The organism is Pseudogemmobacter humi (genome assembly GCF_900609055.1).
GTDB classification, from domain to species: Bacteria; Pseudomonadota; Alphaproteobacteria; order Rhodobacterales; family Rhodobacteraceae; genus Pseudogemmobacter; species Pseudogemmobacter humi.
The window spans coordinates 265,963-284,776 of sequence record NZ_UXAW01000051.1; the positions used below are offsets into that span (position 1 = coordinate 265,963).

The window sequence follows — 18,814 nt, forward strand, 5'->3', positions numbered from 1 at the left end:
TTATCAACCCCATATCCTGGCTGACCGGAAGGATGGTCCGGGTGCCGGCGGTCCGGGCGAGGAGACGTCGCTTCTGGCCAAGCCGAAGCCGAAGACGCAGCGCCCGCCGCTTTACAAGGTCCTGCTGCTGAACGACGACTACACGCCGATGGAATTCGTCGTCCATATCCTTGAGCGGTTCTTCGGCATGAACCACGCCCAGGCCTTCGACATCATGCTGACGGTGCACAAGAAGGGCCTTGCCGTGGTTGGCGTGTTCTCGTTCGAGGTGGCCGAGACCAAGGTGGCGCAGGTGATGGATTTCGCGCGCCGGCATCAGCATCCGCTGCAATGCACGATGGAAAAGGAATAGGCGGCGCGGTGCCGCCCGACCCATAAGCAAGGCAATGCATGCGCCATTCCCGGATCGACCTGGCCCTCACGCAGGGCGTATTGACGCTTCCCGAAACCGGAAGGATCGCGGTTTTCCGCCCGGTGGCGGGCGATGATCTGTCGGCCTTGCCGCAAGACCGGCTGGTGGTGCTGACCGGCTTCCGCCCCGATCACGATCATTTCGCGTCGCGCGGCTATGCCGTCACCGGAGAGCCGCCCTATGCCGCGGCGCTGGTCTGCCTGCCGCGCGCCCGCGATCATGCCCGCGCGGTTCTGGCCGAGGCGGCGGCCTCGGTCGTCCCCGGCGGGCCGGTGGCGGTCGACGGCCAGAAGACCGACGGGATCGAGGCGGTTCTGAAGGAACTGAAATCCCGCGTCGCTCTGTCAGAGGTGCTGTCAAAGGCCCATGGCCGGATCGCCGTCTTTCCCGCCGGGCCGGAACTCGCCGCCTGGGCCGCCGCGCCCCGCCAGATCGCGGAGGGCTTCGTCACCCGCCCGGGCGTGTTCTCGGCCGACGGGCCGGACCCGGGCTCGGAGCTGCTGGCGCAGGCTTTGCCCTTGAAACTTGGCCCCAAGGTGGTCGATCTCGGCGCGGGCTGGGGCTATCTGTCGCGCGCGATCCTGGCGCGCGAAGGCGTCAAACGGCTCGACCTGGTCGAGGCCGAGGCCACGGCGCTCGATTGCGCGCGCGAGAATATCCAGGACACGCGAGCCCGTTTCCACTGGGCCGATGCGCTGACCTTCCGCCCCGAAAACCTGGCCGAGACCGTGGTGACGAACCCCCCCTTCCACACCGGACGTGCCGCCGATCCGTCTCTGGGCGTCGGCTTCATCCAGGCCGCGCGGCGGATGCTCGCGCCCGATGGCGCGCTCTGGCTGGTCGCGAACCGGCATCTGCCTTACGACGAGGCGCTGTCGGCGCATTTCCTGGAGCATGAGACCGTGGCGCAGACCAATGCCTTCCGGGTGATCCGCGCCATCAAACCGCGCCGCAATGCCACGAGGCAGGGATGAGCTTTTCGATCACCGGCAAGACCGCCATCGTCACCGGCGCCGCCAGCGGCCTCGGCCTCGCGGTGGCGCGGCATCTGCTGGACCGGGGCGCCAATGTCATGCTCGCGGACAGCGACGAGGCGCGGCTCGGGGCCGAACTGGGCGAGGCCGCCCGCACCGATGGCCCGGCCCGGCTGTTCGCGGGCGATCTGACGAAGAAGCTCAATCTCGTCAATCTCGTCTCGGCCACGGTGGACGCCTTCGACCGGATCGACATCCTGGTGAACGCCAGCCGCCGCTGCGCCCTGTCCGAGACGCTGAACCCCGATGAGGATCAGGTCGAGACGCTCTGGCAGCAGAACGTGCTCTCGACGCTGCGCCTCAGCCAACTGGTGGCGCGGCGGATGATCGCCATGGCGGAAAAGGCGCAGACCGAGCCCGGCACGCCGATCGGCTCCATCGTGAATTTCTCCTCGGTGGCGGCGGTCCGGGTGCAGCCGGAACTGCTGGGATATTCCATGGCCTCGGCGGCGGTCGAGCAGATGACGCGCACGCTTGCGGTGGCGCTGGCGCCGAAGGGGATCCGGGTGAACGCGGTCTCCATCGGCTCGGTGATGAGCGCGAGCCTGCAATCGGCGCTGAAGGACGCCCCCGATCTGCGTAAGCGGATCGAATCCGGCACACCACTGGGGCGGATCGCCGCGCCCGACGAACTGGTCGAGACGGTGCAATATCTCGTCTCGGAGGCCGCGCGTTTCGTGACCGGCCAGGTGCTGGTGGTGGATGGCGGCCGCGGCCTTCTCGATGCGGTGGCCGCTCCTGCCTTCTGATGCGCCCCGCGGCAGCCTCGGCAGCCTCCGGCGGGGATATTTAAAGACAGAAAATATGCAAGTCCGCTCCAGGCTCATTTTCTGTCTCTAAATATCCCGGGGGAGTCTTCGCGTAAGCGAAGACGGGGGCAGGGCCCCCATCCGCGGCCGCCACAATCACTCCGGGTAAAGCTCGCGGCACTGCGCCACGACCGAGGTCGCCTGCCGCGACAACTCGCGCTGTTTCACCTTCAGCTGCTCCAGCTTCTTCGCCTCGGCGGCAAGGTCGATGGTGCGCGGGCGGGTTCTCGTCTCGGTGTCGAAGCTGCGGCAGGTGGTGGTCACCGGGCGCGGCGTCGGATCCTCGGCGGTGCCGGGGATGTAGCGGATGCAGGGCTCCCAGTCGGGCACGGTGACGGTATAGCGCTCGATCGCATAGCCGCGGTCCAGATTGCCCTGGGTCTCCTGGATCAGCTTTTCCACCGTGCGCAGGTCGCGGGTGTTGCGGCTGATACATTGCTCCTGCGGGGTGCCGCAGGCGGCAAGGACCGACAGAAGGGTGAAGGCGGCGATTTTCTTCATGACGCGACTCGCAGGATCGGGGGCTTCAGCCTGGCATATGGTGCTGGCTCTGCCAAACGGGTTGGAGGCGGACGCGGGCGGTGATAGGCAAGGTCTGGCCGTTGGGACGAAAGAAGAATGGGCACGGATTTCACAGAATACAAGGCGCGGGCGGCCGAATGGTTCCGCCTTCTGCGCGACCGCATCACCCTGGCCTTCGAGGATCTCGAAGACCGCGCGGGCGGCGACGCCCCCCCGGGCCGGTTTGAGGTGACCCCCACCACCCGCGAAGACGGCGGCGGCGGGCTCATGAGCGTGATGCGCGGCGGGCGGGTGTTCGAGAAGGTCGGCGTGAACTGGTCTGCCGTCCACGGCACTCTGGGCGAGCGGGCGCAAAAGGCGATGGCCGCGCGCGGCGTGCCGGGGATGGAGACGGATCCGCGGTTCTGGGCCTCCGGCATCAGCCTCGTCGCCCATATGCAGAACCCGCATTGCCCGGCGGTGCATATGAACACCCGGATGTTCTGGACGCCCCATGCCTCGTGGTTCGGTGGCGGCGCCGATCTCAATCCCTGCATCGAATACCCAGAGGACACCGCGCATTTCCACGCGCAGCTTCGCGCGGCCTGCGACGCCCATGACCCCGCCTATTACGACCGCTTCAAGGCCTGGGCGGACGCGTATTTCTTCATCCCGCACCGCGGCCGGGCGCGCGGTGTCGGCGGCATTTTCTACGACGATCTGAACACCGGCGACTGGGAGGCCGATTTCGCTTTCACCCGGGCCGTGGGCGAGGCTTTCCTGCCCGCTTTCCTGCCGGTTACCGAACGCCATCTCTCGCAGCCATGGGGCGAGGCCGAGCGCGAGGCGCAGCTTGTCCACCGCGGGCTCTATGCCGAATACAACCTCGTCTACGACCGCGGCACCAAATTCGGGCTGGAGACCGGGCATGATGCCAATGCGGTGCTGATGAGCCTGCCGCCGCTTGCGAAATGGATCTGAGATGAACGACATCACCGTGAAAGCCCTCTATGCCTCGGTGGTCGAGGACGAGGGCCATATCTTCATCGGTTTCGCCGAAGGCGAGGGCGAGGAAGATCCCTATGCGCTGTTCCGCCAGCCCCTGGGCGGCGGGCCGGTCTGGTTCGAGGTCTCGGACGAAAGCCTCGGGGCCGAGGATGCGGTGGAGAGCGTCACGCTCTCCGACAAGGGGCTGGAGATCGTGATCGCGGCCGCGAAAGCCGCGAAGGTCGGCTGGGCGCGCAGCATCGCGGTCAGGATCGGGCCGCAGACCGAAAGCGCCGATGAGGCGCTGGCCGCCTTGCGCGAGATGCTGGGGGATCGGTTCCGGGGCTAGCTCTGCGTCAGCAAGAGCCCCACGCCCGCCAGCAGCACGAGGATCCCGGCCAGTTGCCGGGGGGTGATCTTCTGGCGGAAATGCCAGCGCGCCACCATCAGCGCGAAGACCACCTCGATCAGCGCCAGCGTGCGGACATTCGCGGCCGAGGTCAGCGCGAAGCCCATGAACCAGCAGGCCGAGGCCGCTGCCCCAAGCACCCCCGCGGCAAGCGAGGGCCGCCAGGCGCCAAGGCTGCCGACCAGCGCCCTGCGGTCGAACAGCAGCATCCAGACCATCAGCACCGCGCTCTGGATCGCCAGCGACACCACAAGCAGCGTCAGCGCCCGGATCAGGAAATCGCCGCTGTCCAGCGCATTGACCCCGCCGCGAAAGCCGATGGCCGAAAGGCCGAACCCGGCCCCCGCCAGCAGGCCGAGGAACGCCGGGCGCAGTTGCGCCAGTTGCGCGCCGGTGCCGGGCCGCACCGAGAGGATCAGCACACCCAGAACCGCGACGAGGATCGCCGCCAGCATCGGCGCGGTCAGCGGATCGCCCAGCACCGCCCAGCCGATCAGCGCAACGATCACCGGCTCGCCCTTCAGCCAGGCGGTCGAGATGCCGAAACCGTTGGTCTTCATCACCAAGAGCATCAGCGCTGTGGCCGCGATCTGCGACAACCCGCCGAGCGTGGCGAAGCCGAGCGCGTCGGCGCCCGGCACCGGGATCTGCTGGCCGGAGAGCCAGGCGGCCGCCAGCAGGAACAGCACCGCGAACGGCAGGCCGAACAGAAAGCGCACCTGGGTGGCGCCGATGGTGCCGATCCGGGCGGTCAGCCCCGATTGCGTGGCGTTGCGCGCGGTCTGCAAACCCGCCGCCGCCACCGTCACCAGCGGCCAGAGCGGGATCATCCCTGGCGCACCGTCTCGATCATGATCCGCACGTTCTCGGGGTCGGCGTCGGGGGTGATGCCATGGCCAAGGTTGAAGATATGCGGGCCATTGCGGAAGGCTCCGACCACCCGGCGGGTCTCGCGGATCAGATCCTCGCCGCCCGAGACCAGATGATGCGGCGCCAGATTGCCCTGGACGCAGCCGTCCTTCTGCACATGCTGCGCCGCCCATTCCGGGGTGACGGAATTGTCCACCGCGACGCAATCGGCGCCGGTGGCTTTGGCGAAGCCGACATAGCCCTCGCCCGCCTCGCGCGGGAAGGCGATGACCGGCAGGCCGGGGTGGCGGGCCTTCAGCGCGGCGATGATCGTTGCGGCGGGTTTCACCGCGAAATCCTGGAAATCCTGGCCTTTCAGGCTGCCGGCCCATGAATCAAACAGCTTCACCACCTCGGCCCCGGCCTCGACCTGGGCCGAGAGATATTCCACCGTGGCCTCGGTCAGCCGGTCGATCAGGGCCTCGAACGTCGCGCGGTCTTCGGCTTTCAGCCGGTGCGCGCCGGCCTGTTCCTCTTTGCCGCGCCCGGCGATCATATAGGTCGCCACCGTCCAGGGCATCCCGGCGAAGCCGATCAGCGTGGTCTCTTCGGGAAGTTCGCGTTTCAGGATGCGCAGCGTCTCGTAGACCGGCGCGAGCGTGTCGTGGATCGCCGTGGTCGGGCGCAGGGCGGCGACCTCAGTGGCGGTGGTCGTGGTCTCCATCCGCGGGCCCTCGCCGGTCTCGAACCACAACTCTCGCCCCAGAGCCTGCGGCAGCAGCAAAATGTCGGCAAACAGGATCGCCGCGTCGAAACCGTAACGGCGGATCGGTTGCAGCGTCACTTCGGCGGCGAGTTCGGGATTGTAGCACAAGGACAGGAAATCCCCCGCCTCGGCCCGGGTCGCGCGGTATTCCGGCAGATAGCGGCCGGCCTGGCGCATCATCCAGACCGGCGGCACCGGCAGGGTCTCGCCCGCCAGGGCGCGCAGGATGGTCTTGTCTGGCTTTCCGGTCATGCTCGGCCTCCGCTCGCTCTCTGGCCCCGTGCCGCGCGCGGGGGCCGAAGTCAAGCGCCGCGGGCGCCAGGGCGGCCAGATGCCGCGCCGCGGCGCTGCCCGCGCGCCATTGCCAGAACCGCCACGCTTCGCTATCGCTCGGGGCATGACCGATGCCCTGCCCACCCCCGCCTCGCCCCTGAAGATCGGCACCCGTGGCTCGCCGCTGGCGCTCTGGCAGGCGCATGAGGTGCGCCGGGTGCTGATGGCGGCCTGGGATCTGCCCGAGGATGCGTTCGAGACGGTGATCATCAAAGTCACCGGCGATCAGATTCAGGACAAGGCCCTGCGCGAGATCGGCGGCAAGGGTCTGTTCACCCGCGAGATCGAAGAGGCGCTGACCGACGGCGGGATCGACATCGCGGTCCATTCGATGAAGGACATGCCGACGCTGCAACCCGAGGGGCTGGTGCTGGACTGCTACCTGCCGCGCGCGGATGTGCGCGACGCCTTCGTCAGCCGCAACCACGCCTCGATCCGCGATCTGCCACAGGGGGCGAAGGTCGGCTCCTCCAGCCTGCGCCGCCGCGCGCAGCTTGCGCTGGTGCGGCCCGATCTGGAACTGGTCGAGTTCCGTGGCAACGTCCAGACCCGGATGCGCAAGCTCGATGAGGGGGTGGCGGATGCGACCTTCCTCGCCATGGCGGGGCTGGCCCGGCTTGGCATGCAGGATGTCGCGCGCTCGGCCATCGAGCCTGAAGAGATGCTGCCTGCGGTGGCGCAGGGCGCCATCGGGGTGGAGCGCCGCGAGACTGACGCCCGCGTGGCTGCGCTGCTTTCGCGCATCCACGACCGCGAGACCGGGCTGCGGCTGGCGGCAGAGCGGGCGTTCCTGCTGACGCTCGACGGCTCCTGCCAGACGCCGATCGCGGGGCTGGCGCTGCTGGAAGGCGACACGCTCTGGCTGCGGGGCGAGATCCTGCGCTCCGACGGCAGCGAGGCGATCCGCGACGAGATCCGCGGTCCGCTGACCGAAGGCGCTGCGCTTGGCGAGACGCTGGCGCGCCGCCTGCTTTCCCGCGCTCCGGCGGATTTCTTCACCGGAAAGTGAACCGAACTGTTTTGTATCCCGCGCCGGATCCGTGAAGGATCAGGTAAACTATTGCCGAAAGGGCGGGGAGATGAACGGAAATGGCCTCTCGCACCTGGTGAAGGATGCTTTGCGCAATCGTCCCGGACGGATTTCGCGCCTGCGCTCTGCCGCGGGCGGGACGTTCTGGCTGAAACGGGTCGAGAAGCTTTCGCTGCGGCTCAGGTTGCAGAAGGGCGATCCGCGACGCGCGTTCGAGGCCGAGCGCGAGGGGCTGAAAACGCTTGCGGCCAAGGGGCTGCCGGTGCCGAAGATCCTGCTGGAAGGGCCGGATTACTTCCTGCTTCCCGATGCGGGGCCGACGCTGGAACAGATCGCCGGTGATGAGGCCCGCCCGGTCCCCGACCGCGAGGCCGCCTTTGCCGCCGCGGGCAAGGCGCTGGCGCGGCTGCACTGGGCGGGGCTTTCGCATGGCCGCCCCGCGCCGCGCGACATCTGCTGGGACGGATGCACCGCCCGTTTCATCGATCTGGAGCGGTTTTCCCTGGCGTGCCGCAGTGGCTTTCGGCAGGCGTTGGATGTGGTGATCTTCACCCAAAGCTGCTTTTCGCGCTGGCCCAGGGACAGCCGCTGGCTCGATGCCGCGCTTGCCGCCTGGAGCGCGAATGCCCCCGACGGGGCGGGCAAGCGCGTCTCGCGGCTTGCCTGCGGCCTTGGCTGGCTTGGCCCGCCTGCGCGCGCGCTTTCGCATTTCAGGCCGAAAAGCCGCGAATTGCGCGCCGTGCCGCTGACGCTCGGGCGGCTCCGGTGCGGCCGGTTTGCCTGACCGCCCTCAGTCCTGCGATCTGAGGAGCCGCGCCGGTTTCACCCGCAGCGACCGGCCCGCGAAGACCAGCCCGGCGAGCAGGGTCGCCGCCACGCCGCCCAGCACGATGCCGAGCGCGGGGACCGGCTCGAACCGATACGGGCTTTCCATCACGAAACGCATCACCGCCCAGCCCGAGACCGTCCCGGCAAAGACCGCGACCGCGCCTGCCGCCGCGCCGAGGAAGGCTGCGCGCAAAGCGAAGCTCATCAGGATCCGCCGCCGTGTCGCGCCCAGCACCTTCATCAGCGCCGCCTCGTAGCTGCGGGCGCGCTCGCCCGCGGCGGCGGTGCCGATCAGCACCGCAAAGCCGGTCAGGAGCGTGCCCGCCGCCGCCCAGGCGGTGGCGGTGGCGATCGAGGACAGGGCCTCGCTCACCCGGTCCACCGCCTCGCGGATGCGGATCGCGGTGACGTTCGGCCATTCCCGCGTCACCTCGCGCAGGATGCGGGCCTCGGCCTCGGGCGGGGCGTAGAGCGTGGCGATATGGCTATGCGGGGCGCCCGCCAGCGCCGCCTCGTTCATCACGATCACGAATCCCATGCCGGCGTTCGAGAAATCCACCTCGCGCAAAGAGGTGATCGTGCCGGTGATCTCGCGCCCCAGGATGTTCACCGTCAGCCGGTCGCCGGGGCCGAGGCCCAGTTCCGCGGCTTCGGCGGCGGCGAGGCTGATCTGCGGCTCGCCCTGGTAGCCCTCGGGCCACCATTCGCCCGCGGTGAGTTTCGTGCCCGCGGGCAGGGGTCCGGCGTAAGAGACGCCGCGGTCGCCGCGCACCACCCAGTGATCGCCCGCAACCTCGCGCGCGGGGCGGTCGTTGATCCGGCTGACCACGCCGCGCAGCATCGGCGCGGTCTCGTAGCGCGAGACGTCGGGGTCGGCTTCGGCGTTTTCCGTGAAAGCCGCGATCTGGCCGGGCTGGATATCGACGAAGAAGAAGGCGGGCGCCCGGGTCGGCAGATCGCGGTCGATGGCGGCGCGCAGATTGGCGTCGATCTGGCCCACGGCGGCCAGCACCGAGAGGCCGAGGCCCAGGGACAGCACCACCGGCAGCGCCTCGCTGCCCGGGCCGCCGATGGCCGCAAGCGCCGCGCGCAAGGCCGGGCGGCCCTGTGCCAGCCCTCCGCGCGCGAGCCGTCGGGCGAGCCGCCGCAGTCCCCATGCCGTCAGCGCCAGAACGGCCAGCGCCGCCAGCACGCCTCCGGCGGTGCCGAGCGCCAGCTCCGGGATGCCCGAGGTGATCACGGCGGTGGCGACCAGAGCCACCACCAGCACCACGAGCGCGAGGATCCACCGCCTGCGCGGCCAGCCCGCCGCGCCGCCGCGATACAGCGCCGCGGCGCGGATGCGCTCGGCCCGCGCCAGCGGCAGCAGCGTGAAGATCAGCGCCGTCAGCGCGCCGTAGAAGGCGGCCTCGGTCAGTGCCATGGGCGAGACGCCGATCTTCGCCGGGAAGGGCAGCGAGGCCTCGATCCAGGGCGCGGCGATCAGCGGCACGCCCGCGCCGAGGACAAGGCCGATGGCGATGCCGATCAGTGTCAGAAAGCCGACCTGGATCAGATAGCTGGCAAAGATCAGCCCCATCGGCGCGCCCAGCGTTTTCAGCGTGGCGATGGTGGCGGTCTTGCCTTGCAGCCAGGCCCGCACCGCGGCCGAAATCCCCACCCCGCCGACCGCCAGCCCGGCAAGGCCGACGAGGACGAGGAAACTGCCCATCCGGTCGATGAACCGCTCGATCCCCGGGGCGGGGCGGCGCGCGTCGGTCCAGCGCATGCCGTCATCGCGGAACTGCCGCCGGGCCTCGGCCTCCAGCCGCTCCAGATCGCTGCCGGGGGGCAGCGCGAGGCGGTATTTGGTCTCGAACAGCGAGCCAGGGGAGAGCAGGCCGGACCCGGCCAGCGCCGGGGTGGCGACCAGGGTACGCGGTCCCAGTGAGAAACTGTCGGCGCCGTTGTCGGGCTCTTCCAGCAGCGCGGCCATCAGCACGAATTCCTGGGTGCCCAGCCGGAAGCGGTCGCCCGGGGCCAGCTCCAGCCGCTCGATCAGGATCGGGTCCATCACCGCGCCGGGCAGGCCGCCTTCGCCCGCCAGCGCCTCGGAGAGCGGCATCGCGGGGTCCAGCACCGCCGCGCCGTAAAGCGGCCAGAGCCCGTCCACCGCCTTCAGTTGGGTCAGCGCCTGGTCAGTTTCGGTCAGCGCCATCGAGCGGAAATCGACGATCTCCGATACCCTTTCCGCCGCGCCCGCCATGAAGGCGCGCTCGTCCCCGGAAGCGAAGCGGTAGGTGAAGCGCATCTCGGCATCGCCGCCCAGAAGCACGCTGCCCTGATCGGCCAGCCCGGCCTGGATCGAGGCGCGCAGCGTGCCCACGCCCGCGATGGCGGCGACCCCGAGCGCGAGGCAGATCAGGAAGACGCGCAGGTCTTTCAGACCCCCGCGCAGTTCCCTGCGGGCGATGCGGAAGGCAAGGCTCATGCGGCGCGTTCCGTGGCGAGTTGCCCGTCGGTCAGCCGCACCACGCGGTCGCAGCGGGCGGCGAGTTCGGGGGCATGCGTCACCATCACCAGCGTCGCCCCGTGCCGGTCGCGCAACGAAAACAAGAGATCCATGATCGCCTGACCGTTTGCGCCGTCGAGGTTGCCGGTCGGCTCGTCCGCCAGCAGCAGCGCCGGGCGCGGCGCGATGGCGCGGGCCAGTGCGACCCGCTGCTGCTCGCCCCCCGAAAGCTGCGCCGGATAGTGATCGGTGCGCGCGCCGAGGCCCACGGCCTCAAGTTCCGCCCGAGCGCGGGGGAAGGCGTCCTTCTCGCCGCCGAGTTCCAGCGGCAGCGCGACGTTTTCCAGCGCGGTCATATTGGGGATCAGGTGGAAGGACTGGAACACCACGCCCATATTCGCGCGGCGGAACCGCGCGAGCTGATCCTCGTTCATCGCGCCGAGGTCCTGGCCGAGGGCTTGCACGCTGCCTTGCGTCGCGCGCTCCAGCCCGCCCATCAGCATCAGGAGCGAGGATTTGCCCGACCCCGAGGGGCCGGTCAGCGCCAGCGTCTCGCCCCGGTTGACCTCAAGCGAGATGCCCCGCAGGATCCCGACCGGGCCGGCGTTTCCCTGAAGCGTCAGATGAACACCGGCGAGCGAAAGGACGGAATCGGACATGCGGAACTTCCTGAAACGGGCGACACAGGGGGGATATGGCGCATTGCGCGCGCTCCGCAACCTCACGATTGCGTTGATTCTGCCGGTTTTTCCGGTTTTCGCAGAGGAGGCGGTGAAGATCGTCGCTTTGGGCGACAGTCTGACCGCGGGCTACGGGCTGAACGAGGGCGAGGGGCTGGTGCCGCAGCTCCAGGCCTGGCTCGATGCGCAGGGCGCGGGCGTGGTGATCGGGAATGCGGGCGTCTCGGGCGACACCACCGCCGGAGGGCTGTCGCGGGTGGACTGGGCGCTTGGGGACGGCGCCGATGCGCTGATGGTCACGCTGGGCGGCAACGACATGCTGCGCGGCATCCCGGCGGCCGAGGTGCGGGCCAATCTCGACGGTATTCTGCGCGCCGCGCGGGGGCGGGATTTGCCGGTGCTGCTGGTCGCGATGAAGGCGCCCGCGAACTGGGGGCCGGATTATAAACGCGACTTCGACGCGCTTTATGTCGAACTGGCGGAAGAATATGATGCGCTTTTGTATGACGGGTTCTTTCAGGGCCTGACTGCGGCGGGGGCGGACCCGTCCGATCCGGCGGCGCTGGCGCGCTGGATGCAGGGCGACGGCATCCATCCGAACGCCGAAGGGGTGAAGCTGATCGCAGAGGCGCTTGGCCCTGCTGTGCTGGAACTGGCGGCACGGGCGCGACAGTAGCGGAGACCGGGCGGCGGGTTGCTGGCCGGGGATGCCTCCGGCGGGGGTATTTGGGTCAGGATGAAAGACCGGAGCGGGCGATGACGGAATTTCTTGAGGAACTGAGGGCGGCGCTCGGGGCCGAGCATGTGCTGACCGGCGATGATGCTTTGCGCTACGGTCGCGACTGGATGGGGCATTACATCGGCCATCCGCTGGCGGTCGCGCGGCCCGCCTCGACCGCCGGGGTCGCGGCCTGCGTGACGCTTGCCGCCCGCGCGGGCGTGGCCGTGGTGCCGATCGGCGGCAACACCGGCCTTGTCGGCGGCACCATGACCGAGGGCGGGCTGCTGGTCAGCCTGGAGCGCATGAACCGCATCCGCGAGATCCGTCTCGACGCCCGGCTGGTGATCGCCGAGGCCGGGGTGGTGCTGCAAAAGATCCACGAGGCGGCCGAGGACCTGGGCCTTTACTTCCCGCTCTGGTTCGGCGCGCGCGGCTCGGCGATGCTGGGCGGCGCGCTTTCGACCAATGCGGGCGGTTCGAACGTGTTGCGCTACGGCTCGACGCGGGGGCTGTGCCTCGGGCTGGAGGTGGTGCTGGCCGATGGCCGGGTGCTGAACCTGATGAGCGAATTGCACAAGGACAATTCCGGCTACGATCTGAAACAGCTTTTCATCGGCGCCGAGGGGACTTTGGGGATCATCACGGCGGCGGTGATGAAGCTGGTGCCGGCGCCGCGCGCCCATGCGACCGCGGTTGTTGCCGCGCGCGCACTGCCGCAGGCGCTTGCCCTTTTGAACCGGATGCAGGAGGCGACCGGCGGCCGCGTCGAGGCCTTCGAGCTGATGCCCGCCGATTACGCCCGCCGCCTTGCCGAGGTGCGCCCCGATCTGGGCCAGCCCTTCGCGGAGATCCCCGGGGTCACGATCCTGATCGAGGCCGCGACCACTTCGGAGGACGAGGCCCGCCCCGGCCCCGACGGCGCGGTGCCGCTGGTCACGAAGCTGGAGGAAGTGCTGGGCGCCATGCTGGAGGAGGGGCTGATCGGGGACGCGGTGATCGCCACCTCCGAGGCGAGCCGGAGGGCGATCTGGGCGCGGCGCGAGGCGGCGGCCGAGATCTGCCAGGGCCTTGCCCCCTATGTCGACACCGACATCTGCCTGCCGGTCGACCGGGTGGACAGGTTCCTGACCGCCGCCGCCGCCCGGCTGGACGCGCTGGATCCGGGTGCGCGCACGATCACCGTGGGGCATCTGGGCGACGGCAATCTGCATTTCTCGGTCTATCCCACCCGCGAGGGGCTGGAGCAGGCGGTGATGGAAACGGTCGAGGATCTGGTGGCGGAGCTTGGCGGCAGCTTCTCGGCCGAACACGGGATCGGCCTGTCGAAACTGCCGTCGATGCGGCGGCGCAAGGATCCGGTCGCGCTGGACGTGATGCGCGCGGTCAAGGCGGCGCTGGACCCCGGGGGGCGGATGAACCCGGGGAAGGTGATCCCGTAGGGGCACGCACTGGATTCAGCTTATCAGGGCAGGTGCCGGTTGCGGATGCGCGGTTAGCGAAATTTCGATGGCCTCGCAGGATAACCCGGGTTCAGATCGGGGGCCGGAGTGATCATCAGCAGGAAGGACGCATATCACAGATCCTTTGTCGCATACCTGCGCAGGGAACACCGATCCGGCCTGGGGGGAAACAGGCCTCGCCCGGGGGGCAATGCCGTCTGGCGCAGCTGGCACGGGCCCCTCGCATCGCGCCAATGACGGGCGCTGTTCGACCGGCCCTCGCCCCCGGATACGGGCCATCCGGGCTCGGACCAGGGATGCAGCTGCGAGGCCGTCCCTTATGTCACCGGCGAGACGGAATTCGCTTACCATATCATGCAGGAATTTCCGCCCGTTCGGACACACCGACATGGCGATTTCGCATATGATTTTGGCGACATCGAATTTGCTCACGGAGGGGGCTCTGTCTGCGGGAGGTTCACCGGCAGCGTGACGCCACAGGGGTAGATCCTGCGTATTTCGGGGGAAAGCCGGTTCACGTTCCGGGACATTTTCGAGGATCTTCTCGATATCGGCATCGAAGCCGGGGGCGATCCTTAGGAGATCACCGGAGGGTGGACCCCATCCTTTTCTGCCGGGGTATTCGCAGAGCGCGAGATCAGCGAGTTCGTTGATCCTCAGAGGGGTGGTTGATCCATAAGAGGCAGATTTCTGGTGGTGATGGCCATCGCAGGATTATTCGCGATCGGGATATTTGTCCTGAAAAGGCCGATGGAGATGGTTCTTCCCAATGGTTTCGTCATCCGGGGGAACAGCACCGTCCTGTCGGCCGACCGCCGCACCGTGCTGCACGACGATGTGGAATTCATTTGCTTCGATGACCGCTTCCTGTTCGTCATGCCACTTTCGGTAGGAAAGGGGGGCTTTGTTCGACAACCAGACGGGGGAGCAGGTGGATCACCGCGATCATCCCGCCCTCCACGCGCCCGGCGGATTGCTCTATGGCCCCAAAAGCTGCAACGGATATCATGCCGAGGTGACAGGGCCGGGTCTTTTGCACGATGGCGGCAAATGGCCGTTCCTTCCGTCCTGGAGCGGCCTGAACCGCGAAGATCCCCGCCTGAAGGATCGCGCCTGGCTGGAGCGTCCCTGCCCGGACCGCTGATCCGGTCTGTGGCCGCAGAGGCGAGCCAGCGTCCCTGCCGCCGGACGCCTGTTATTGGGCCTTTGTGCGCAGTTCCACCTGGAGGATCGCAGGCGCAGGGCCCGCCGCCGCGCCGTCGTCCGACAGCGCCACCGCGCCGCGGGTGCCCTCGCCGAAACCGGCGTCGAGCAGGGCGGCGTTCATGCCGCTCATGCCGCCGGTGTCCAGGCTGCGCACCGCCTCCTGTTCCAGATAGCTCAGATCCTCGACCTTGCTGTGGGCGCCGGCGGGGGTCATCACGATCAGCAGCCGCTCCTGGCCCATGTTCTCGCCGCCGATGGCGAACAGGCCCTTCTTCAGCTCGTCGCCGGGATGCAGGCGGCCCGAGTAGAAATGGGTGATCGAGTAATCCGCCCCGACATAAAGCACGTTCACATCGACCGGGATGTCCATGTTGTTCTTCGCCAGCACATGCACCTCGTCATTGGTGACGAGGGTCGGAACCGGCGTCAGATCGAGGCCGCGCAGCACCGGCTGGTCGGGCGAGCGGGTCTGAAGCTGCACATCCACATCCAGCGCGACCGGGCCGAGCGCCTCGCCCAGTTTCATCAGATTGACCGCCCTGGAAATCGCCGCCAGCTTCTCATGCAGGTTTTCCGCCAGATCGCCCGGCGCAAGGCCGCCGGTCGCCACCTTCGGCGTGCCCGAGAGATCGCCGGCGAGGCCGGTGCCGGGCAGGATCCAGATCGCATCCGGATCGTCGCTTTCGGGCAGCACCGCCAGCGCCAGATCCGCCGCCACCCCGGCATCGACGAAGTTCAGACGCGGACCGGAAACCTCTTTCAGCTCGTCCAGCGCCGCCAGGAGCACGTCGGCGGGGGCGCTGCCCGCGGGCGGCAGGGCGACGGTCAGCGAGAAATCCAGCACCGCATCGGTCCGGCGCAGATACAGCCCTTCGGGCAGATCGGCAGGCAGGGTCTTGCCGTCCTTCCCGACCGGCGCGGCGCTGGCGGTGAAGGTCTCGGCCGAGGTCACGCGGACATAGCCGAGCGCCTGCGCGGTCTCGTCCGCCGGTGTCGCCATCACCGCAAGCTCGGTGCCCTCAGCGAGGCCATGCAGCGTGCCCGCGTTCAGGGTGAAGCCGCTCTCCGTCACGGCGGCAGGCCATTGCGAGACCCGCTCGCCCGGCTCGCCGCCGAAGACCACGCGGTCGAGATCGCCCTCGAACAACGGCGTGGTTTTCGCCAGATTGCGGGTGGAATATTTGCGCAACACCTCCTGCGCGACCTGGCCATAGGTGGCGCCGGGATATTCGGCCAGCGTCTCGAACAGGGTGAAGGTGAAGACGCCCTGGTTCTTGCGGTCGGGCTTGCCGCGCGGCAGGCGCATCTCGGGCGTCATCTCGGTGCTCTGCGCGGCGTAGAAGGCGACGAGGCTGCCGGGCGTCACATCGCCCGCCGGCGTGGCCGGGGTTTCGGGCAGGAACGAGACGGATTCTGAGACGCGCGGATCCTCGCCCCCCACGCCGCGGCTGGCGGCGCCGTCGCTGGCGGCGTCGAGCATTTCCTCGGTGATGCCGAGCGCCGAGGGGTCGAGCTGGCGCATCACCACCTCGTCGTCGGTTTCCAGCGCGCGGGTGGCGGTGCCGGAATGGCAGCTGTCGAACACGATCCAGATATCGGCGCCCTTCATCCGCAGCCCGTCCAGCATGGCGCCGATCTCGTCATCGACCAGCGCGTTCTCGACCGTGCCGATCTGGTTGTTCCAGGTGCCGATGTCGACCGGCAGGAACAGCTCGTCCAGCCCGTCCGGCTCGGTCTCGGGGTCGAGCGCGGGGGCGCGGGTGCCATGGCCCGCCAGATGCAGATAGACGAAATCGCCGGGGCCGACCTTCGCGGTCAGATCGGCCACCGCGGCGCGGATATTCGCCAGGGTGGCGGTGTCGGCATCCTCGCGCCCGTCGGTCAGCACGGTGACGTTTTCCGGCGCGAAGGGAACCGGCGACTGTTCCAGCAGCCAGGTCGAGACCAGTTCCATATCGTTCTTCGGCCCCTTGAGGGACCAGCGCTTGTCGATGTTCTGATAATCGCTGGCCCCGATCAGCAAAGCGTAATTCTCGCGCGCGAAGGCCGGCAGCGCCAAAAGCCCGAGCGCGGTGCCGAGAAGCAGGGAGCGGAGCGTCTTCTGTGCCATGGAAAGCCTCAGTTCGTCATCAAAGCGTAATGGGTTTCGGAAGTGCCGCGGTTTTCCACGACAAGGGTGAAATGGCCGTCCTCGGCCGGGGTCCAGCCGCAATAGGCGACATGCGAGGGATGGCTGTCGGCGCAGACCAGCCGCCCCTGATCGTCGAGGATCGAAAGGTTCAGATCGGTGCCGGGCGCGGCTTCGGCATAGACTTCGGCATAGTCGCCGCCGCGGAACGAGAGGTCGGCCAGCCGTGCCTCATCCCCGGCGCCAAGGGCCTCGATCCGGTAGACCGGGCCGGAGATCACCCCTTTCCAGGCCTGGGCCGCGATATCCTCGGCCAGATCGCGCAGGGGGTCGTCCGCGGCGGTCAGCGCCAGCGCGTCTTCGATCATCGCCTCCCAGCCCGCCGGGCCGGGGGCCCCGGGCAGGGCTTCGCCGCCCAGAGGCTGCATGTCGAGCGCCTTGCGCAATTGCGCGGCGGCGAGGATCAGCAGCGGATCGCCTGCCTCCAGGCCCCGGGCGTAAAGCCCGGCCGAGATCGCCGCCTGGCGCAGAGGCGTCGGCCCGTCGGCAAACCCGGGCGCGGCGGCGCCACCGACCAGGGCGGCGATAAGCAGGCATCTGCGCATGCGGGGGCTCCGGTTTATCTGACTGGCGACAGGATGGGGCGAGGGCTGCGGGCTGTAAACGTGCAATTTCCCGATGACCGGATTTGTCATGTGACCTGCCGGCGCCGAAGGTCCAGGTTCGGCGCCAGGGCAGTAACCCGAAGGAAGCACCGAGAATGTCTGCATTTTACAGGCCCCGCGCCACTGGTTCGGCGCGATTCCGTCTCCGATTTTTCACCGTGGCATTTCTGATGACCTGGACATTGATGACGGCGACGGTGCGGGCGGAAACGCCCGCACCCGAGCGCACTGCGCTGGACCAGACGATGGATGCGGTGCTGGTGGTGCGCAGCCTCGATTCCGGCGATCTTTTCCTCGGCTCGGCCTTTCTCTGGGGCGAGGAGGCGCTGGTCGCCGTCACCAACGCCCATGTGGTGGGCGATCATGAAGAGGTCCGCCTGACCGACCGTTACGGGAACGAGGAGACCGGCACGGTGATCGCCACCGATCCGGTGCGCGATGTGGCGGTGATCGCGGTCGGCCCCGGACCCGACGGCAAACCGCGCCGTGGCCTTGTGCCCTCGGACCAGGCCGCGACCCTCGGGCTTGAGGTTTTCGCGCTCGGGGCGCCGCTCGGGGCCGAGTTCACCCTGACCGAGGGGCGGGTTTCCGCCATGGCGCGCCAGGTCGATGTTTCGGTGCCCCTGCGGCTCTTGCAGCATGACGCGGCGGTCAATCCTGGGTCGTCGGGCGGGCCGCTGGTCGATGCAGAGGGGCGGCTGATGGGCATGAACAGCCAGATCGCCGACGGCAGCCGGATGTTCGTCGGCATCGCCTATGCCATCGCCGCCACGGATCTGAGCCGCATCGTCGGGGGGCTGATCGACGAGACGCTGCCCGCTTTTCCGAAACTCGGGCTGAACGCGCGGCCGGTGGATCGCAAACTGGCCGAAGTGCTGGGCGTGCCGGCCGAGGGGCTGCTGGTCGATGCGGTGACCAAAGGCGGCCTTGCCGAGGGGGCGGGCCTGCGCGCCGGCGACATCATCCTGGCGGTCGATGGCGTGGGTCTGAGCGAGCCCGGCGCCTTCGTCTTCGCGCTGGAAGCGGCGCTGCATGCGGGCGGTGCCGGGCTGACGGTCGCGCGGGCGGGGGACCGGCTGGATCTGGCGATGAGCTTCGCGCCGCCCGAAGAGGTGGCGGTGCCGGGGCTGAAGCTGCGCGATATCTCCTCTGCCGGGGCCGAGCCGGAACGCATCCGCAGCTACCGGCTGGGCGCGCTCGGCGTGGTGCTGGCCGAAGAGGGCCGCGTCGATGCGCTGACCACCGGCTCGCCCGCGGCGCTGGCCGGGCTGAGCCGCGGCGACCGCATTCTTGCGGTGAACGGCGCGGGGGCGGATGACGCTGGCCTCGCCGCGCTGGAAATCACCGGGCCGGTGATTTTGCTGGTCCAGGCGCCGGGGGGCGCGACCCGGCATCTCTGGCTCGATCCCTGGGGCAGCCAGAGCGGCCCGCGCCCGGTGGGCGGCGCGAATGTGCTTGACCCGGCGGTCGTGGTGTTCTGAACCTGTCGCAGCCCCTGGACGAAA

Annotated in this window: 18 protein-coding genes; 11 read left to right on the forward strand and 7 right to left on the reverse strand. The window is 68.8% G+C overall.

Features of this window, described 5'->3' with window-relative positions:
* Positions 1-73: 73 nt before the first annotated feature.
* From clpS to XINFAN_RS07485, 3 genes are read left to right on the forward strand one after another with little or no spacing between them, the layout of a single operon-like run.
* Positions 74-352: an ATP-dependent Clp protease adapter ClpS gene (gene clpS / locus XINFAN_RS07475; protein WP_233352167.1), complete on the forward strand. Its 279-nt coding sequence runs from the start codon at positions 74-76 to the stop codon at positions 350-352.
* A 38-nt stretch (positions 353-390) separates the two neighbouring features.
* On the forward strand, positions 391-1,386 hold the full coding sequence (locus XINFAN_RS07480) for a class I SAM-dependent methyltransferase (RefSeq protein WP_124085860.1): 996 nt from the start codon (positions 391-393) through the stop codon (positions 1,384-1,386).
* Positions 1,383-2,195 carry an SDR family NAD(P)-dependent oxidoreductase gene (locus XINFAN_RS07485; protein WP_124085861.1) on the forward strand — a complete coding sequence of 271 codons (813 nt, stop codon included), beginning with the start codon at positions 1,383-1,385 and terminating at the stop codon, positions 2,193-2,195. Before XINFAN_RS07480 ends, XINFAN_RS07485 begins: the two co-directional genes overlap by 4 nt.
* Positions 2,196-2,351: 156 nt before the next feature.
* Here the strand turns inward: XINFAN_RS07485 and XINFAN_RS07490 are convergent, their stop codons facing one another.
* Positions 2,352-2,756 carry a hypothetical protein gene (locus tag XINFAN_RS07490; RefSeq protein WP_124085862.1) on the reverse strand — a complete coding sequence of 135 codons (405 nt, stop codon included), beginning with the start codon at positions 2,754-2,756 and terminating at the stop codon, positions 2,352-2,354.
* Positions 2,757-2,873: 117 nt separating this feature from the next.
* On the opposite strand from XINFAN_RS07490, the gene hemF reads away from it, so the two are divergent.
* Positions 2,874-3,737 carry an oxygen-dependent coproporphyrinogen oxidase gene (gene hemF, locus XINFAN_RS07495; protein ID WP_124085863.1) on the forward strand — a complete coding sequence of 288 codons (864 nt, stop codon included), beginning with the start codon at positions 2,874-2,876 and terminating at the stop codon, positions 3,735-3,737.
* Position 3,738: 1 nt separating this feature from the next.
* The gene (locus XINFAN_RS07500) at positions 3,739-4,092 is read left to right on the forward strand and encodes a hypothetical protein (RefSeq protein ID WP_124085864.1); all 354 of its coding nucleotides are present in this window, start codon (positions 3,739-3,741) and stop codon (positions 4,090-4,092) included.
* Here XINFAN_RS07500 and XINFAN_RS07505 read toward each other — a convergent pair.
* On the reverse strand, positions 4,089-4,982 hold the full coding sequence (locus tag XINFAN_RS07505) for an EamA family transporter (RefSeq protein ID WP_124085865.1): 894 nt from the start codon (positions 4,980-4,982) through the stop codon (positions 4,089-4,091). The two genes, XINFAN_RS07500 and XINFAN_RS07505, sit on opposite strands and share 4 nt — an antisense overlap.
* Positions 4,979-6,019, reverse strand: coding sequence for a uroporphyrinogen decarboxylase (hemE, locus tag XINFAN_RS07510; protein ID WP_124085866.1), 1,041 nt, complete (start codon positions 6,017-6,019; stop codon positions 4,979-4,981). The genes XINFAN_RS07505 and hemE overlap by 4 nt, the downstream gene beginning before the upstream one ends.
* Positions 6,020-6,164: 145 nt before the next feature.
* Between hemE and hemC the strand changes: the two genes are divergently transcribed.
* On the forward strand, positions 6,165-7,109 hold the full coding sequence (hemC, locus tag XINFAN_RS07515) for a hydroxymethylbilane synthase (RefSeq protein WP_124085867.1): 945 nt from the start codon (positions 6,165-6,167) through the stop codon (positions 7,107-7,109).
* Between the two features lie 70 nt (positions 7,110-7,179).
* Positions 7,180-7,914, forward strand: coding sequence for a BUD32 family EKC/KEOPS complex subunit (locus XINFAN_RS07520; RefSeq protein WP_124085868.1), 735 nt, complete (start codon positions 7,180-7,182; stop codon positions 7,912-7,914).
* A gap of 6 nt (positions 7,915-7,920) precedes the next feature.
* Here XINFAN_RS07520 and XINFAN_RS07525 read toward each other — a convergent pair whose 3' ends face one another.
* Both XINFAN_RS07525 and XINFAN_RS07530 read right to left on the reverse strand, forming a co-directional pair.
* The gene (locus XINFAN_RS07525; protein ID WP_124085869.1) at positions 7,921-10,428 is read right to left on the reverse strand and encodes an ABC transporter permease; all 2,508 of its coding nucleotides are present in this window, start codon (positions 10,426-10,428) and stop codon (positions 7,921-7,923) included.
* Positions 10,425-11,108 (reverse strand): ABC transporter ATP-binding protein, encoded by a 684-nt coding sequence (locus XINFAN_RS07530; protein ID WP_124085870.1) that lies wholly within the window; start codon positions 11,106-11,108, stop codon positions 10,425-10,427. Before XINFAN_RS07530 ends, XINFAN_RS07525 begins: the two co-directional genes overlap by 4 nt.
* Between XINFAN_RS07530 and XINFAN_RS07535 the strand changes: the two genes are divergently transcribed.
* The 3 genes from XINFAN_RS07535 (at position 11,107) to XINFAN_RS07545 (ending at position 14,454) form a co-directional block, all read left to right on the forward strand.
* Positions 11,107-11,805: an arylesterase gene (locus XINFAN_RS07535; RefSeq protein WP_124085871.1), complete on the forward strand. Its 699-nt coding sequence runs from the start codon at positions 11,107-11,109 to the stop codon at positions 11,803-11,805. The genes XINFAN_RS07530 and XINFAN_RS07535 overlap by 2 nt on opposite strands.
* A gap of 80 nt (positions 11,806-11,885) precedes the next feature.
* Positions 11,886-13,289 (forward strand): FAD-binding oxidoreductase, encoded by a 1,404-nt coding sequence (locus XINFAN_RS07540; protein WP_124085872.1) that lies wholly within the window; start codon positions 11,886-11,888, stop codon positions 13,287-13,289.
* A gap of 952 nt (positions 13,290-14,241) precedes the next feature.
* The gene (locus tag XINFAN_RS07545; RefSeq protein WP_160144562.1) at positions 14,242-14,454 is read left to right on the forward strand and encodes a hypothetical protein; all 213 of its coding nucleotides are present in this window, start codon (positions 14,242-14,244) and stop codon (positions 14,452-14,454) included.
* 51 nt (positions 14,455-14,505) lie between these two features.
* Here the strand turns inward: XINFAN_RS07545 and XINFAN_RS07550 are convergent, their stop codons facing one another.
* Together XINFAN_RS07550 and XINFAN_RS07555 are read right to left on the reverse strand one after the other, a co-directional pair.
* Positions 14,506-16,626 (reverse strand): caspase family protein, encoded by a 2,121-nt coding sequence (locus XINFAN_RS07550; RefSeq protein ID WP_124085874.1) that lies wholly within the window; start codon positions 16,624-16,626, stop codon positions 14,506-14,508.
* A gap of 8 nt (positions 16,627-16,634) precedes the next feature.
* Positions 16,635-17,249, reverse strand: a complete 615-nt coding sequence (locus tag XINFAN_RS07555) for a hypothetical protein (RefSeq protein WP_124085875.1) — start codon at positions 17,247-17,249, stop codon at positions 16,635-16,637.
* A 230-nt stretch (positions 17,250-17,479) separates the two neighbouring features.
* On the opposite strand from XINFAN_RS07555, the gene XINFAN_RS07560 reads away from it, so the two are divergent.
* The gene (locus XINFAN_RS07560) at positions 17,480-18,790 is read left to right on the forward strand and encodes a S1C family serine protease (protein WP_160144563.1); all 1,311 of its coding nucleotides are present in this window, start codon (positions 17,480-17,482) and stop codon (positions 18,788-18,790) included.
* Positions 18,791-18,814 lie beyond the last annotated feature (24 nt).

Coding starts and splice junctions, on each gene's coding strand:
- XINFAN_RS07560 (WP_160144563.1), top strand. CDS start 17,480: ATGACCTGGACATTGATGACGGCGACGGTGCGGGCGGAAACGCCCGCA.
- XINFAN_RS07490 (WP_124085862.1), bottom strand. CDS start 2,756: ATGAAGAAAATCGCCGCCTTCACCCTTCTGTCGGTCCTTGCCGCCTGC.
- XINFAN_RS07530 (WP_124085870.1), bottom strand. CDS start 11,108: ATGTCCGATTCCGTCCTTTCGCTCGCCGGTGTTCATCTGACGCTTCAG.
- hemF (WP_124085863.1), top strand. CDS start 2,874: ATGGGCACGGATTTCACAGAATACAAGGCGCGGGCGGCCGAATGGTTC.
- XINFAN_RS07540 (WP_124085872.1), top strand. CDS start 11,886: ATGACGGAATTTCTTGAGGAACTGAGGGCGGCGCTCGGGGCCGAGCAT.
- XINFAN_RS07535 (WP_124085871.1), top strand. CDS start 11,107: ATGCGGAACTTCCTGAAACGGGCGACACAGGGGGGATATGGCGCATTG.
- hemE (WP_124085866.1), bottom strand. CDS start 6,019: ATGACCGGAAAGCCAGACAAGACCATCCTGCGCGCCCTGGCGGGCGAG.
- XINFAN_RS07550 (WP_124085874.1), bottom strand. CDS start 16,626: ATGGCACAGAAGACGCTCCGCTCCCTGCTTCTCGGCACCGCGCTCGGG.
- XINFAN_RS07505 (WP_124085865.1), bottom strand. CDS start 4,982: ATGATCCCGCTCTGGCCGCTGGTGACGGTGGCGGCGGCGGGTTTGCAG.
- XINFAN_RS07500 (WP_124085864.1), top strand. CDS start 3,739: ATGAACGACATCACCGTGAAAGCCCTCTATGCCTCGGTGGTCGAGGAC.
- XINFAN_RS07525 (WP_124085869.1), bottom strand. CDS start 10,428: ATGAGCCTTGCCTTCCGCATCGCCCGCAGGGAACTGCGCGGGGGTCTG.
- hemC (WP_124085867.1), top strand. CDS start 6,165: ATGACCGATGCCCTGCCCACCCCCGCCTCGCCCCTGAAGATCGGCACC.
- XINFAN_RS07520 (WP_124085868.1), top strand. CDS start 7,180: ATGAACGGAAATGGCCTCTCGCACCTGGTGAAGGATGCTTTGCGCAAT.
- XINFAN_RS07555 (WP_124085875.1), bottom strand. CDS start 17,249: ATGCGCAGATGCCTGCTTATCGCCGCCCTGGTCGGTGGCGCCGCCGCG.
- XINFAN_RS07480 (WP_124085860.1), top strand. CDS start 391: ATGCGCCATTCCCGGATCGACCTGGCCCTCACGCAGGGCGTATTGACG.
- XINFAN_RS07485 (WP_124085861.1), top strand. CDS start 1,383: ATGAGCTTTTCGATCACCGGCAAGACCGCCATCGTCACCGGCGCCGCC.